Genomic DNA, 17,231 nt, shown 5'->3' with positions numbered 1-17,231 from the left:
TGTTAACGTGTGCATGAGGTTTTAAACTCTAATATGGGCTTTTTAAGCATTGCTAAATAACTCTTTACGCACAAATTTGTTAACTGATGTAAATTTTGAAGACGGGAGGTGTAAAGGTTTATAAGTCTATTTGCAAGTTTAAAATGATTGAAGAACAAATAATGTTTTAGGAGGGAAAACAATGGGTATAGGAAAGAAACTTAATAGTTTTGTTTCGTTCTTATTGACATTTTTGATGGTGTTTACAATGCCAATGAGTAAAGCATTTGCAGATACTACTTCTGCACCGGCAGCACCTTTGAATCTGCAAGTCTTATCAGGTTCTGTAACAGATACGGGTTTTACTCTTGTTTGGCATAAACCGGATAATTACAGTGATATTACCGACTACAAGATTACTGTAAGCGATAGTGTCTATGAACAAGTATACTATGCAAGTGAGAATCAAACAGTGGCAAGTCCATATATTAAGCAATTTTACGATAATAATGTTGGAGATTTAAAGGATGACAGTGGGAATACTGTGATGAGTGCATATAAGATTTCTATGCATTCATTTGTGCTTACAGGGCTTAAGCCTGATACGTTGTATACGATTCAAGTACAATCTGTAGATGCTAATGGCAATACATCAACACCAGTTACAATCACTCAAAGCACTGCGCCTTCAATACCGAGTGAAAACATCATAAATATAGAGTCAACAGGCGCTATAGGTGATGGCGTGCTGGCGGACGATGTAAACGGAATACCGTCATCAGGTACTTTAAATACGGCAGCAATACAAAAGGCGATTGACGAATGTCCAGACGGTGGCGTTGTATTGGTGCCTGCAGGGAAAATATTTGTCACAGGACCTATACATCTTAAAAGCAATATGACACTTGATGTAGAAGGTACGCTTTTAGGTACCACAGATCCAGACCAATATCCAAATCCATACGATACTGATCCGAGCCAAGTAGGACAGAAGTCAGCGCCTCTTATTTCTACAGTCAGCACGGATGTGTACGGCAATACGATACAGTATCAAAATATAAGGATTGTAGGACATGGCGTGATAAACGGCAATGGATGGGCGCAAGTTTCCAGCAAAGATACCAGCGTGCCTATTGATGATCAGTTTGACCAATATCAAAAGGGAAATAGCAGCAACATATCGACTACTGCGAAAAACCACCTTGCCTTAAATCAGTTTAATAAATATTCATCTCAAGGCACCAGCAATGCCTATGCTACAAGGTCTAACTTGATGGTATTTAACAATGTCAATGGGCTTTACATCGGTGACGGGCTTACGGTGACAAATCCGTCTTTCCATACAATATCTGTCACGAATTCGCAGAATGTTGTTTTAAACCAATTGATTGCCTCAACTTATGACTGCAATAATGGCGATGGCATAGATTTTGGCAACAGCACAGGTTTGACTGTCGTAAATTCTGTATTCAATACAGGGGATGACGATGTCAACTTCGATGCAGGCGTTGGACTTTCAGGTGAACAAAATCCTCCAACGGGAGATGCATGGGTGTTTGACAACTACTTTGGCAGAGGACATGGTGTAATAGCCATGGGCAGCCATACTGCAGCGTGGATTCAGAACATTTTAGCTGAGGACAATGTCATAAATGGAACCGCTATAGGGCTAAGAGGTAAATCTCAAAGCGGCAATGGCGGCGGTGCAAGAAATATTACATTTAGAGATAGTGCCCTTGCGTATATAACAGATAATGATGGATCGCCATTCTTGCTAACGGATGGATATTCAAGCGCATTGCCTACAGATACCAGCAATTGGGCACCAGATGAACCGACATTCCATGATATTACGGTGGAAAATTGTACGGTAAATGGATCTAAAAAATACGCCATAATGTTCCAGGGTGCGCCGGATGGATTTGATTACAACATTACTTTCAACAATGTATTTTTTGGCGCTGGAACGTATCAGACGAAGATTTACTATTTGAAAAACAGTACATTCAATAATGTAGTTTTCTATGGCTCTACTCCTAATTATGATGGCGATAAGACGACACCTGTAAATCCATGGCATCTTGTTCATTCAACTAATATACAGTTTACGGGAAATACTACACAGCCGCAGATTCCAGAGTGGCCATCAAATAGCACAGCTACAGTGTCGAATGTGACGTACGACAGTGCATCGATAACTTGGACAAGTGCAGTTTCTGGCACTTATACAGGATATCAGCTTGTAGGTACAGACGGCACCATATTGGGAAAGGCTGATGGAAACACTACGACTTACGACCTTACGGGACTTAATCCAGATACTCAGTATACAATAACTGTTGAAGCAACAGATGATCAAAACAATACTATCTTTGGACCAATAGTTACATTTACTACTGCCAAGGCAAATACTACAGGTCAGGAAGGTGGCGGAACGGAGACGATAGATTACAACAAGATAGATGTATGGGACTTTGGCGCGGAACAGTTAGATCCGACAAAATATAACAATAAATTAACGGTGGACATTATAAATAGCTTGTATCCAGGTGTTACTCCGGGAACATCAGGTGTTACAATAAATGGTTTTACGCTTAACAATGGAGAATTTGTCTTTAGCGATGGAGGAAAATTAAACACACACAGGCTAAGGACAATAAATACAAGTCTAACCCGGTATGACTCGAAATCTTTGAAAAGCAGTGATGGAAGTATAACTTATTCAGGGTATCTTTATTCAAATTCAAGTGCAAATCCTAATGTATATATAGGAGTTTACTTGCAAAAAGATGATATTGTGACTTTGGTAGTAGCATCAAACGGAAATCCTTCTACAATTGTTTTTCAGTCACCCAGCGGAAATGTTTCTACACAAGTCCATACTTTAGGTTCAAGTACTGCGAGTGTAATGACATTCTATGCATCTGAAGAAGGACTTTACAAGATATACTCTAAAGATGAAAAGCTTGTAGTGGCCAGAGTTTACAGACAGCATACAAGGCCAGTAACTGTCAGTGGAACAGTTTCAGCACCATCAGATCTTTCAAATTATGGAGTTACATTCACAAATAAAGAAAACGGAGAAGTTACAACGGCAGATGTTGTCAATGGAAAATATACAATAACATTAAACGAGAATTATGATTATGACGTAAGCCTAAACAATGCCAATGGATACCTTATTACAAGTGCGAAAACACTGTCAATAGCAAATGGTGCTGGCGATCAGACGTTTGATGTTAGTGTAGAAAAGGCGTCTCTTGTAACATTGACAGGACATATTACAGGGCTCTCGCAGGATGCGCTGGCAAAGTTGAAACTAAACTTTGTATCTTCAAATATTTATGTGCCACAAATAAGTATATCAAGTGATGGCTCTTACACTGTTCAGCTTGAGACTGGTGTAACTTATACCTTAGATGCGGAAGGTGTTAATGATTATACCCTTAATGAAAATACAATAAGTGCGAATAGCGATGGAACGCATGATTTTGTGTTTACACCAAAGCCTACTTATCAAATTACTGTAAATACAACAGGACTTGACGATTCTATAAAAAACAGTGCTACAATTACATTTACAAATATAAACGAGCCAGGCTATAGCTATACGTTTAATCTAACTGATAGCAACATTAGTTTGAGAGATGGGCAATATAAGATTAGCATAAAAGGAACAGGTGAATATCCGGTTGTATTAACTCCAACACCTGATTTAATAGTAAAAGATGCACCTAATACAGTTGATTTGAATTTTAAACCTATAACAAAATGGGATTTTGCTATGTATAACTCCATTGCATTGGGACCAGGCATTGAGGCGATTAATGGTTCTAACTACTATTTAGGTCTTAAGCTTTCAAGCAGTGGAGTCTCTGAAAATAATTATTATCTGCTGCTTTCCAAAGGCGGAACTATAGATGTTCCTGTAAAATCAGGAGACATAGTCTTTGTAAGTTACACAAGTAGTGCGGCATTTAATTTTAATAATGACGCTACTACAAATGTAGATGTCAACTTAGGAAGCACAAATCAAATTAAGACGGCTACTTATGTTGCACAAAGCGATGGATACGTGACTTTAACTGGTATTGCTGGCAATAATGCATCACAAACATATTTGACCAGTATCAGGGTTTATACTCCTGTTCCTTATAAAGAAACTATAACTGTAGGACCAAAAGATTGTGATTATACTTCAATTAGTGATGCGTTAGATGCTGTTAGAGCGATGTATCGTCCCAATAACGAAAGAGTTACTATTGAAGTTCAACCAGGTAATTACGAAGAGATGTTGGTCATAGATGTGCCCAATGTTACCATAAAAAATGCAAGCATACAACCAAGTATTAATTTGACAAATGAGGGCGTTGGAATTGACAAAAATGCAGTAAGAATAACTTCATATTATGGTACGGGGTATAGCTACTATAGCATGGGTCCAGATGGCAAGTATCATGCAGATTTATTAGCTGTAAATAAAGCAAACGGCTATTTGACATACCACAATCCAGGTGCAGGCACTACGAATGGAAGTTTCTGGAATGCAACAGTGGTTGTCTATGCTGATGGATTTGAGGCAGATGGGATAATATTTGAAAATTCATACAACCAATATATATCTGATAAAGAGGCTAATGATGTGGTAGTGCCTGATGTTGGCAATAAAGGCGTAAGACCTACAGATGCAGGTGACACTGCAGTCCAAAACAAATCGTTTGTAGAAAGAGCTGCTGCGCTTGCAATAGCTGATAATGCGAAACAAATTTACTTTAACAATTGTAGATTTGTTGGAAGACAAGATACACTATATGGTGGAAACAATTCAATAGCAGCATTTAATAAAAGCGTAATAATGGGTTCAACTGATTATATATTTGGACCTATGACAGCAGTTTTCTATAAGTGTCAGCTTGTTTTCAACACAAGCGATGCCAGCAACGATGTAGGGTATATTACCGCTGCTCAGCAATCATCTGGGAGAGGTTTCTTGATGTACAATTGTACTATAACATCAACGACACCTGGTGTTGATACTGCATCTACAAAACATTCTAAACCTGGTTATTTTGGTAGACCTTGGCTGGCAAATACCAGTGAAGTTGTGTTTGATAAGACTATAATAGAACCTACTGATTATTCCGGAACTTTACAATCACTGATACAGCCAGCAGGGTGGCTTTCAACGCTCGGAGGAACATCGCCGAAGATGTATGAATATGACACTATGGAAGCCTTAGCAGGTACTGACAATACATCTCAAAGAGTTTCATGGGCTACAGTAATTAAGGATGGGAAATTGACAGACGGCACAGATATTTCCACTGCAGATAAGGCCATAACAGCATTTCTTGGAGATTGGATACCTTTTAATATAGATCCTCAAGACGATGTTGCGGTTATAGTAAATCCAAGCGATAATGGCAACAATGGCAATGGCACTACAGGTCAGGAAGGTGGAAACACTGGCGGCAGTACCGGCAATAGCGGCAGTAGCACAGGCAGTACAAATAATAACAGTGGAAGCAGCACAAGTAATATAAGCAACAATAGTGGTGCTGTAAGCAATACAATAGGTGTAATAACAAAGAATGGCAACATTATCACATTGACGCTTGATGCAGGAAAAGCTAAAGACTTGATAGTAAATTCAAAAGACAAGGAAGTCGTATTTGACATAACCACAATAGGTCAAGGACAACAGAAAGTCGTACAGATTTCTAAAGATATTTTAGATACAAGTGCTGCTAACGGCAAAGACATCGTCATAAAATCAGACAACGCATCAATATCACTTACGAAAGACGCACTTAACCAAAACCAGATACAAAACGGTGTCAATGTATCAATAAAAGACAATGGAAAGCCTAATGTGACAAATTATGTGCCACTTTCTAATGTAGTAGACATAACGATAGGCAGTAGCAGTGGCAATGCAACATTGGCAAAACCAGTAGAAGTAACATTAAATATATCAAAAGCCAACGATCCAAGAAAAGTAGCAGTGTACTACTACAACCCAACGACAAATCAATGGGAATACGTGGGTGGAAAGGTAGACGTGTCATCTGGAACAATAACATTCAATGCGACGCACTTCTCACAATACGCAGCATTTGAGTACGACAAGACATTTAATGACATAAAAGACAATTGGGCGAAAGACGTAATAGAAGTATTAGCATCAAGGCACATAGTAGAAGGGATGACAGACACCCAGTATGAACCAAACAAGACAGTAACGAGAGCAGAATTCACAGCAATGATACTGAGGCTATTAAACATAAAAGAAGAAGCATACAGCGGAGAATTTAGCGATGTAAAGAGTGGAGACTGGTATGCAAACGCAATAGAGGCAGCATACAAAGCAGGATTAATAGAAGGTGATGGAAAGAACGCAAGGCCAAATGACAGCATAACAAGAGAAGAGATGACAGCAATAGCCATGAGGGCATACGAGATGCTGACACAGTACAAAGAAGAAAACTTAGGTGCCACATCATTTAGCGACGACAAAACCATAAGCGACTGGGCAAGAAATGTAGTGGCAAATGCAGCAAGATTAGGAATAGTAAATGGAGAGCCCAACAACGTATTTGCACCTAAAGGAAATGCCACAAGAGCGGAAGCAGCAGCTATCATATACGGCTTATTAGAGAAAAGCGGAAACATATAATCATTTCAACTGCCAACACTTCTTAAGAAGCTGTTGGCAGTTAGCTTTTGTAAAGCATAGTTTAAATATTTGATATGATGTAATTAAATTAAAGGTTATTAATATATGAATGATTTTGATATAAAAATGATCAAGAAATTGATATTAAAAGGTCAATTACTCCAGAATTACCCAAATGGGTTGATGAAAGAACAAGAGGATATAAATATCATGAATGACATGTGTTTAAGTGTGGTGGGAAATTAGAAAAGAAAGAGACGAGAATAGAAAAATGGGTAAATGATAAGCTTATTGTATTGAGCATGTGCCAGTATTTGAATGCGTAGAATGTGACGAAAGGTATTTTGATGCAGATACATCACTAAAGCTTGATGAGTACTTTTATGAGAAAAACCTGTAAAAACAATTGAAGTTCCAGTTTTTTTGAATATAAAGAAAGCTAAACATTAAGGATTTTTTTATAGAAATGTTGAATTATTTAATCAAAAATGATATTATATATAGTATCAAAATGTATAAGATAATTTCGCTTTGGAAATGCTTATATATGGAGGATTTCAATGAGTCAAATAGAAAAACTCTTTGAAAAGATGGAGAAGAATCCTAAGAATGTCAGGTATGAACAACTTGATAAAATTTTAAGACATTTTGGTTTTGGTGTGCGAGAACCAAAAAGTGGTTCTAGTCATGTAACATATTTCCATCCAAAATTAGCGGATATATTGACAGTGCCTAAAAATAAACCTTTTGTCAAAGAGATCTATGTTAAAAAAGCCTTAAAGATGATTCAGGATATTAGATATTATGATTAAATTGGTGTTGATTGGAGAGGTGTTGGAATAATGGCAAACGAATTAAATTATAAAGTTGAACTTGTTAAACTTTCTGAAAAAGATGGTGGTGGCTATTTAGCCTATGTACCTAAATTGCCAGGCTGTATGAGTGATGGTGAGACTCCAGAAGAAGCTTTAAAAAATGTTCAAGACGCTATAAAATGCTGGGTAGAAACTGCAAAAGAATTAAACAGAGCGATTCCTGAATTTGATGAATATAAAGATGAAAATGATTATAGTGGGAAAATTCTTTTAAGAATGCCAAAAACTATGCATAAAATACTTTCTGAAATGGCCGAAAAAGAAGAAATAAGTTTAAATAATCTAATTCAGAATTTACTTTCGTTTGCTATTGGATATAAAAAAGGAGAAAGAAACGTGAATATAAATCATAATGTAGTAGTTACAAGTAAAATAAACAAAAAATCTAAAGATAAATGGCATGAGAGAAAAAATTCAAATATTGATATAATAGAAAAATTAGCAATGAGGTGAAATTATGTCTAAGAAAAAAAAAGAAAGTATTATTGAAAAAATTGAAAACAATGAGATTATACTTAATAAAGTTGCTGGTGAAATAGTATCTAATACTATTCTTGAAAATGATGATGACATTAAACCTGTAGAAGAATTTGAATATGAAATATTGCATGTTGATGATAATTATGCTGAAATAAAATTAATAAGTCAAATAGGATTTGAACCAAAGACAATATTTAATATTGAAATTGAATTAATAGGAAAATTTAATTTCAAACAAACTATAACAATAAAAAAAATTGAAGAAAATATAATAGATATTTTGAATTTTATGGCGGATAAAATGAGTTTTATCGTTAGCTTTATTACTAATGAAATGTTAAAACAACCATATGTTTTACCGCCAATTGTTAAATTAAAAAATAATAAAAACTAAAAAATCAAAAAAGCAGGTTTGATTCCTGTTTTTTTAATGCTTGTTAAGCTTCTGATCATTTTGAGGATTTTTTTACTAAAATTTGTTGCAATTGTTTTGTCCTCAGTGGTATAATATCTGTAGTTTCTCTTTGAAAGGAAAGATTGTGATGATTAAGGGTGTTCTTAAATAAGCCATTAGACTGAAAATGGCAAAAGTATGGCATTTTGTTTTGTAGCCGTAAATTTATGGTAATTTATTGGCTTTGTTTGCTATACTTTAAATTGTTTAAGAACACAGTCAAAACACGATCTTTGCTTTTATGCACGATAATTGTACCTATGATTATTGTGTATCGAAGTTTGCTTAAAAAGACTGTATAAGACTATGTTCTTGTACAGTCTTTATTTCTTAAGGGGGGATTTTTTTGAGGAGAGTTTTAAAATACGTCTTAAGGTACAAATTGTACGTGATAGTGCCGTCTATTGCCATGGTATTGGCAATCGCACTTGATATGTTTAATCCATACCTACAGGAGGTAATTACTGATAAGGTCTTTTTAGGCGGTGACAAGAGCCTTCTTTGGCCAATTTTGTGGGCTTTTATTGCTATCACAGCAGTGAGGACCGTATTAGGATACTTAAGAGAGTATATATTTGATGTGCTGTCAGCAAAGATAAGCGTAGACATAAAGAAGGACCTTTTTGACCACATTCAAAGCCTTCCTTTTAGCTTTTTTGATAATATGAATACAGGTGAGCTTATGTCCAGGATAGGTGAAGATGTTGACAATGTGTGGAGGAGCATATCATTTGGCATAAGGCTTTTTATCGAAAACATGATATATTTTATCACTGCATCAACAATACTCTTTTTTATAAACTGGAAGCTTACTTTAGTAAGTCTTTTGGGAATGCCTATCATTGGATATCTTGCGCTTCAGTTTGAAAAGAAGATTGGCATATCTTATGGGAAACTAAGCGATCAAGGTGTGCTTATGAATACGGCGGCACAGGAGAATATAGCTGGCGTAAGGCTTGTGAAGGCTTTTGCGAGAGAAAAGTACGAGATCATGAAATTTTTAAACTTAAATAATGAAAATTTTGAGCTTAGCATGGAGCAAAACAGGATAGTGGCTAAGTATTTTCCGCCTATAGATTTTTTGACGAATTTTTCTATCGTCATATTAGTGGTCTTTGGTGGCATGTTGGTAATCAGAAGCTCTCTATCTATTGGAGAATTGGTGGCTTTTAGCGGATATATATACATGCTTATATGGCCTATGAGAATGCTGGGATTTTTGACAAATCTGATTGCACAGTCAGATGCGTCAGCTAAAAAGATAATGAGGATCATGGACATAGTTCCATCTATAAAAGACAGTGAAGATTCTGTAAGGATAAAAGAATTAAAAGGTGATGTGGAGTTTAAGCATGTGTTTTTTAAGTACAATGATGATATGGTTTTAAAAGATATAAATTTCAAGGTTTCAGCAGGTCAAACTGTTGCCATAATGGGCACTACCGGCTCTGGAAAGTCATCTTTGGTAAATCTCATCGGGAGGTATTACGATGTCTCTGATGGGGCTGTGTACGTTGACGGCTATGACGTAAAAACCATAAATCTTCACGATTTGAGAAGCCAGATGGCGGTGGTGCAGCAGGATACATTCTTATTTTCTGAAAGCATCGAAGAAAATGTGAGATTTGGAAAAGAAGATGCTTCGTTTGAAGAAGTAAAGGAAGCATTAAGACTGGCCTGTGCAGATGACTTTGTTGAGGATTTTGACGACAAGTATGATACGATAGTAGGTGAAAGGGGCATAGGATTATCAGGTGGTCAAAAGCAAAGGATAGCTATTGCCAGAGCCCTTATAAGGGATGCCAAGATATTGATACTTGATGATGCTACATCTGCTCTTGACATGGATACGGAATTTAGGCTTTTAAAAAATTTAAGTGAAAGGCGAAAAAATGCTACGACATTTATTATTGCTCACAGAATATCGGCTGTTAAAAACGCAGACATGATACTTTACATGGAAGACGGACGAATCGTTGAGAAAGGAACGCATGATGAGCTTTTAGGAAAAAGAGGCAGGTACTATGAGATATACTTAGAGCAGTTTAAAGATTTTAGCGATGAAGAGTACGGCATACCGGATGCTTGCAGCTAAAATATTTGTAAAAAGAGGGAGGCGGGAAAATGGCTAAAAATACGGTGAAGCAAGACGAAGACTTAAGGCGAATGTCAAATTTCGTCATATTGAAAAGGCTTTTTAGTTACCTTGGAAAATATAAATTTAAGGTATTTGTGGTAATAATGTTTTTGATATTTGAGATGGCTGTAAGCTTGATAAATCCAGTTCTTATGAAGACGGCTATTGACAAAAACATACGAAATGGCGATATAAATGGTCTATTCATAATCGGTATTTTGATGGTGGTATTAAATTTTCTATCAATGATGGCGTCAAGAACCAGGATAGTGAAGATGGCATCTGTCACAAATGACATACTTTTAAATATAAGGCATGAACTATATAGCCACATACAGAAGCTTTCGTTTTCGTTTTTTGACTCGAGGCCAGTAGGCAAAATTTTGGCAAGGGTCATAGGAGATGTTAATTCACTGCAGGATTTATTTAACAACAGCGTTACAAACTTTATACCGCAGATTCTTACAGTAATATGTGTTGGTGCCATGATGTTTTATTTAAACAGCAAATTGGCTTTGGCTTCTATGATATTGTTGCCGATGCTTGTGATTGGTCTTTTTTCGGTAGAGACTTTATCGAGAAGAAGATGGCAGGAATTTAGAAGAAAGAGATCTACATTTAATGCGTACACACATGAAGATTTTTCAGGGATAAAAGTCGTGCAGGAGTTTGCGAATGAAGACAAGACTTCTTCAGTGTTCTTTAAGCTTGTCAAGGATATGATGGATAGCTTTGTTAAAGCTGTAAGATTGAATGACCTTTTTTGGCCTATGGTTGATGCATCTTATGGGATTGGAGCTGTCATACTTTATTATTTTAGCGCAAAGTTTATGGGATACGGCATTACAATCGGGACAATAATAGCATTTACCATGTATATAGGCATGTTCTGGAGACCGATTCTCGATATAAGCAATTTTTACAACAGCTTAGTCATGTCGTTTGCATCTGCAGAGAGAATATTTGAGATAATGGACATTGAACCAGATATTGTAGACATGAAAAATGCCATTAAGATGCCTAAGATAAAGGGAAATGTTGAGTTTAAAAATGTCACGTTTGGCTATGAAAATGGCAGTGTTGTCTTAGATGATGTAAGCTTTAAAGTGAACGCTGGCGAGACAATTGCGCTTGTTGGGCCTACTGGTGCAGGAAAGACTACGATTGTAAATCTCATAAGCCGTTTTTACGATCCGTCTAAAGGAGCTGTCTTGATAGATGGTAAAGACATAAAGCATGTGGAGCTGGAGTCGCTGAGAAGTCAGATGGGCATAATGTTGCAGGATACGTTTTTGTTTTCGGCTACAATAAAGGAAAATATAAGGTACGGAAAGCTGGATGCTACAGACGAGGAAATCATAGCCGCTGCAAAAGCCGTAAATGCCCATGAATTCATAATGAAGATGGAAAAAGGCTATGATACAGAGGTAAACGAGAGAGGATCAAGGCTTTCTGTAGGACAAAGACAACTTATATCATTTGCAAGAGCGCTTCTGGCAAATCCGAGAATATTGATTTTGGATGAAGCTACATCTAACATAGACACTCAGACGGAAAGGCTTGTGCAAAAAGGTATAAAGAGGCTCCTTTCAGGAAGGACGTCTTTTGTCATAGCCCATAGGCTTTCTACCATAAGGGATGCCGATAGGATAATGGTGGTAGATGGAGGGAGAATCGTAGAAGTAGGGACTCATGATGAGCTTATGAATCGTAGAGGCCTTTATTACGACCTCTACATGTCACAGTACAAATTTTTAAGTGAAGGAGCTTAAAATATATAGGCGGAGGGTGAATATTTCATCTTCCGCTATTTTTATCTATCACATAAATTTCACAAAATTTTCACATCAAAACTATAAAGTCCAGTTGTAGTATTGTTTACATAGAATAAGTGAAAATGATGGGGATGATAGGATGTCAAAATTATTGACAAAAGAAGAGGAAAAAAATTTATTTGAAAGGCTTAGAAATGGAGATGAAAGTGCTAAAGACGTATTGGTGGAATGCAACATAAGGCTTGTTGACAAAGTTGCCGCTGGTTTTTTAAAGTCTGGAGTAGAATTTGATGACCTTGTTCAGGAAGGATTGATAGGCCTTCTTACAGCGATAGACAAGTTTGACCACACCAAAGGATACAAATTTTCTACTTATGCTACGTGGTATATACAGCAAAGCATAAGAAGGTATATAGGCAATTACGGCAAAATCATTAGGCTTCCGATTCACATAAATGAAAAAATAAACCGCATATTGAAAGCACGGTATTTGATAGAGCAGAAAAAAGGAAGTCTTGCTACAACAGAGGAAATATCCAGATTGACAGGATATACCGAAGAAGAGATAGAAGGTTATCTGTCATACGCTGCAGATGTCATAAGTTTAAATCAATACGTCAATGATGAAAGAGTTGATGCGGAGCTTATCAATTTTATACAAGACGATACAATCGATGTAGAGGAGATGGCCATAGAAAAAGAGGTTAAAAAAGAAATCAGAAAGATTTTAGATAGCCTTCCAGAGAGGGAAAGAATGATACTTAAGATGCGCTTTGGCTTTGGTTGCAATTTAAAGACCTTGACAGAGATTGGAAATATCTTTGGACTGACACGAGAGCGAATACGCCAGATACAGAACAATACCATAAAAGAATTAAGGCACAATCGGAAAGTGAAAGAGAGATTGAGAGAGATAATCACATAAATTTCACAAAATTTTCACATCAAAACTCTAAAGTCCAGTTGTAGTATATGTGTAATAAATTGATGAGAGGAAGGCAGTGTCATGAACAAGAAAGTAATAATTATAACCAGCATTATTTTGGTAATTGCAGCAGGCGCTACTTACTACTTTACAAAAAGCAAAACTACGCCTACATTGTCTAGAACTTCCTATGTAGAAGTTGCAAAAGGCAGCATTTCGATGACGGTTGATGGAACAGGAAACCTTGATACAGACAAGAGAGTGATTACACTGAAAGGAAGTGGAACAGTCAAGAAAGTCTATTTTAAAGTAGGCGATAAAGTAAAAGCAGGTGATCTTCTTTATCAAATACAGGACGATGATCTTAATTCACAGCTAAATAACGCGTTGATTAGTTTGGAAATAGCACAACAGCAGCTTCAAAATGATACAAAATCATACAATGATACAATATCAAAGCAAAACATAATATCTCCATACTCAGGCATTATAGACAGCATCGATGTAAAAGTAGGGCAGGTTTTAAACTCTGGTACCACAGTGGCAACTGTCAGCGATTATTCTACTGCTACTATAAAAGTGCCATTTAACGGTTCTCAGATAGGCAGCATTCATAATGGACAGACAGCAGATGTCTATTTGTACAATTCATTTGCAACAGTAGAAGGGACTGTGACAGATGTCTCAACAGAAGCCATACCTGAAAATGGTGCATCATATTACTATGTCACTGTAACTTTGCCAAATGCTGGTGCATTGACAGATGGTGCTTCAGCACAGGTGACGATACATACAAGTAATGGTGATATAAGGGCTATTGAAAATGGCACATTAAGTGTCAAGAACACAAATGTAGTAACATCGCAAATTCAAGGAACAGTTGCATCGATAAATGTGAAAGAAGGACAGAAAATTAATGCAGGAACGTTGATTGCTACGATAACTACAACAGTGGATGATTCTACTATTAAGAAAGATCAGCTTAATCTACAACAAGCACAAAATAACTACAATAACATTTTAAGCCAAGTCAACAATTTGAATATTTATGCGCCTATTGACGGAATAATTATCTCCCAGAATATAAATGAAGGAGATGAACTTTCTAACTCAAATTCTTCTGCATCAACATCTTCAAGCAGTAGTTCTAATACGACATCTTCAAGTAGTAGCTCTAATTCTAATACTGGCAGCAGCACGTCTATAAGCAATCTTTCATCTGTCTACAACCAAGCTGATACTGCGGTTATAATAAGCAACAGCGGTTATTCAATAGATGTTCCAATTGATGAAACTGATATAAGCAAAATCAAAATAGGACAGAAAGCTAATATTACAACAGATGACTTGCAAGGTCAAACATTTGAAGGGACTGTGACGGAAATATCATCAGTGCCAACAATACAAAACAATGTAGCATCTTATGATGTGACTGTATCACTGCCATATACAGATAAGTTAAAGTTAGGGCAAAGCATGAATGTATCTATTGTAGTGGCACAAAAAGAAAACACTTTGTTGCTTCCAATAGAAGCAGTTCAGACAAATGGGAATAACAAATATGTGATATTGTATGATGAAAGCAATTCAAATAGCAATGGGAAAAATATAAAAAATATAAAGCAAGTTACAACTGGCATATACAATGACAAATATATTGAAATTTTAAGCGGATTGAGTGAAGGAGATAAAGTAGTTGTGCCGACTGCCACAAGTTCCAGCAGCACAAATTCCAGCAGCAAAAATAATCAAGGTGGTGGATTTGGAGCTTTAGGTGGCGTAGGAATGCCTCCTATGCACTAATTTTACAGGATGGGAGCAATTGACGATGGAAAACAAAAATGTCATAACCATGAGAAACCTGTCAAAGATATACAAGATGGGAGACAACGAAGTAAGAGCTTTGGACAACATAAACTTAACTGTCGACGAAGGAGAATTTGTGTCGATAGTAGGACCATCAGGGTCGGGAAAATCAACACTGATGAATATAATAGGGTGTTTAGACGTAATGACAGAGGGAGAATACTACCTAAACGGAAACGACACAAGCAAGCTAAATGAAAACAAACTGGCTGAACTAAGATCCAGCGAAATAGGGTTCATATTCCAAAGCTTCAACCTGCTTCAAAAACTTACAGCATTAGAAAATGTAGAACTTCCAATGATATACAAAGGCATACCTGCAAAAGAAAGGTACAATAGAGCAGTAGAGCTCCTTACCATGGTAGGGCTGGAAAAAAGAATACACCATAAACCTACAGAATTATCAGGAGGACAGCAGCAGAGAGTAGCAATAGCAAGAGCCTTAGCCAACAATCCGCATCTTATACTGGCAGACGAACCGACAGGAAACTTAGACTCCCAAAGCGGCAAAGAAGTCATGAAAATAATAAAAGAATTAAACGAAAGAGGCAACACCATAATACTCATAACCCACGACATAAACGTAGCAAACCAAGCAAAAAGGACTGTAAAAATAATGGACGGCAAAATATATGAATAAAAGGAAGTGCGTAGAATGGCATTGATGCAGGCAATAAAAATGTCCTTAAAAAGCATAATAGACAACAAACTAAGATCATTTCTTACCATGCTTGGAATAGTAATAGGCGTAATGTCAGTAATAGGACTGGTAAGCTTAGGACAAGGAGCCACAGAAGGAGTAACATCACAAATAAAAAGCATGGGTTCAAACCTGATAATGGTATCAATAATGGGCAGGGGTATGGACACATCCTTGTCCTACAACCAAGCCATGTCAATAGGAGACTCACCGTACATATCGCAAATATCTCCCATAATGAGTGCCAACGCATATGCCAAGTACGGTGACCAATCATACGAAGAAAACATAAGCGGAGTAAACGAAAACTATGCCACACTGAGAAATTTAAAACTTGCTGAAGGTAGGTTCATACTATCAATAGACAATGACATGAGGCAAAAAGTAGCAGTAATAGGCAGCAACGTAGCCAGTGACCTATTTGGATTCACAGACCCATTAGGAAAAACAATACAATTGGATGGAAACAACTTCACAGTAGTAGGAGTATTAGCATCAGGAGGATCATCAATATCAAACTCCTATGATGACTCAATATTCATCCCGATAAAGACGATGTTCGTATTTCAGCGAAACAGAGGAATAACTCAGATATACCTAAGCGCATCATCAGAACAATACGTAAACATAGCACAGTACCACGTAGAAAACATGCTAAACACCATATTCAAAGGCGACACAAACGCATATAGAATATTAAACCAATCAGACCTATTATCAACAGTAAACAGCGTCAGCAATACCCTGTCCATGATGCTGGGTGGAATAGCAGGCATAGCATTAATAGTAGGCGGAATAGGCATAATGAACATAATGTTAGTATCAGTCACAGAGAGGACGAGAGAAATAGGCATAAGAAAAGCATTAGGAGCTAAGAAAAGGGACATACTGCTGCAGTTTATGATAGAATCGCTGACCATAAGCGGAGTAGGAGGGATAGTAGGAGTAATCTTTGGATTTATAGCATCGTATCTGATGGGACACTTTATGAACATGACAGTAAGCCCATCTGTAAATACGATATTAATATCATTCTCATTTTCCCTCTTAATAGGCTTATTCTTTGGGATATATCCTGCAAACAAGGCAGCGGGGCTTAAACCGATTGAGGCTTTGCACTACGAATGATTAAGACTAAGAAATTTATATTCAAATATAGGCAAATCATGATATAATCAACATATGAGAAATATGTTGAGGTGATTTTTTTGCCTAAGAAGTATTTTATAATCATCATTACGCTTTTCATCGTATCAGTATTAATAATAACAGCGGTAGGCGGGTATTTTTATGTGGAAAAATACAAAAAAGTACCTCAAAAGACGACATCAAAGGTTATAGAAGAAAATGAGAATCTTCCCAAA

11 protein-coding genes are annotated in these 17,231 nt (G+C 36.7%); all 11 read left to right on the top strand.

Annotated features, from left to right (window positions below):
• The first annotated feature begins 181 nt into the window (after positions 1 to 181).
• Positions 182 to 6,655, top strand: coding sequence for a pectinesterase family protein (locus BVF91_RS11025; RefSeq protein WP_085113453.1), 6,474 nt, complete (start codon positions 182 to 184; stop codon positions 6,653 to 6,655).
• Positions 6,656 to 6,959: 304 nt separating this feature from the next.
• Positions 6,960 to 7,055: a hypothetical protein gene (locus BVF91_RS13520; RefSeq protein WP_240495879.1), complete on the top strand. Its 96-nt coding sequence runs from the start codon at positions 6,960 to 6,962 to the stop codon at positions 7,053 to 7,055.
• Between the two features lie 160 nt (positions 7,056 to 7,215).
• Complete coding sequence (locus tag BVF91_RS11015) at positions 7,216 to 7,467, top strand: type II toxin-antitoxin system HicA family toxin (RefSeq protein ID WP_085113452.1); 252 nt, start codon at positions 7,216 to 7,218, stop codon at positions 7,465 to 7,467.
• Between the two features lie 30 nt (positions 7,468 to 7,497).
• Positions 7,498 to 7,983: a type II toxin-antitoxin system HicB family antitoxin gene (locus BVF91_RS11010; RefSeq protein ID WP_085113451.1), complete on the top strand. Its 486-nt coding sequence runs from the start codon at positions 7,498 to 7,500 to the stop codon at positions 7,981 to 7,983.
• Between the two features lie 4 nt (positions 7,984 to 7,987).
• Positions 7,988 to 8,404: a hypothetical protein gene (locus BVF91_RS11005; protein WP_085113450.1), complete on the top strand. Its 417-nt coding sequence runs from the start codon at positions 7,988 to 7,990 to the stop codon at positions 8,402 to 8,404.
• Positions 8,405 to 8,810: 406 nt separating this feature from the next.
• Complete coding sequence (locus BVF91_RS11000) at positions 8,811 to 10,559, top strand: ABC transporter ATP-binding protein (RefSeq protein WP_085113449.1); 1,749 nt, start codon at positions 8,811 to 8,813, stop codon at positions 10,557 to 10,559.
• A gap of 29 nt (positions 10,560 to 10,588) precedes the next feature.
• The gene (locus tag BVF91_RS10995; RefSeq protein WP_085113448.1) at positions 10,589 to 12,373 is read left to right on the top strand and encodes an ABC transporter ATP-binding protein; all 1,785 of its coding nucleotides are present in this window, start codon (positions 10,589 to 10,591) and stop codon (positions 12,371 to 12,373) included.
• 142 nt (positions 12,374 to 12,515) lie between these two features.
• Entirely contained in the window at positions 12,516 to 13,301 is a 786-nt protein-coding gene (locus BVF91_RS10990) for a sigma-70 family RNA polymerase sigma factor (protein WP_085113447.1), read from the top strand.
• An 81-nt stretch (positions 13,302 to 13,382) separates the two neighbouring features.
• Positions 13,383 to 15,104, top strand: coding sequence for a biotin/lipoyl-containing protein (locus BVF91_RS10985; protein ID WP_085113446.1), 1,722 nt, complete (start codon positions 13,383 to 13,385; stop codon positions 15,102 to 15,104).
• Between the two features lie 25 nt (positions 15,105 to 15,129).
• Entirely contained in the window at positions 15,130 to 15,807 is a 678-nt protein-coding gene (locus BVF91_RS10980; protein WP_085113445.1) for an ABC transporter ATP-binding protein, read from the top strand.
• 15 nt (positions 15,808 to 15,822) lie between these two features.
• Positions 15,823 to 16,995, top strand: a complete 1,173-nt coding sequence (locus BVF91_RS10975; protein WP_085113444.1) for an ABC transporter permease — start codon at positions 15,823 to 15,825, stop codon at positions 16,993 to 16,995.
• Positions 16,996 to 17,231: the final 236 nt, after the last annotated feature.

This window comes from Thermoanaerobacterium sp. PSU-2 (genome assembly GCF_002102475.1).
Taxonomy (GTDB): Bacteria; Bacillota; Thermoanaerobacteria; order Thermoanaerobacterales; family Thermoanaerobacteraceae; genus Thermoanaerobacterium.
This window is presented reverse-complemented; position numbering and strand designations above follow the sequence as displayed.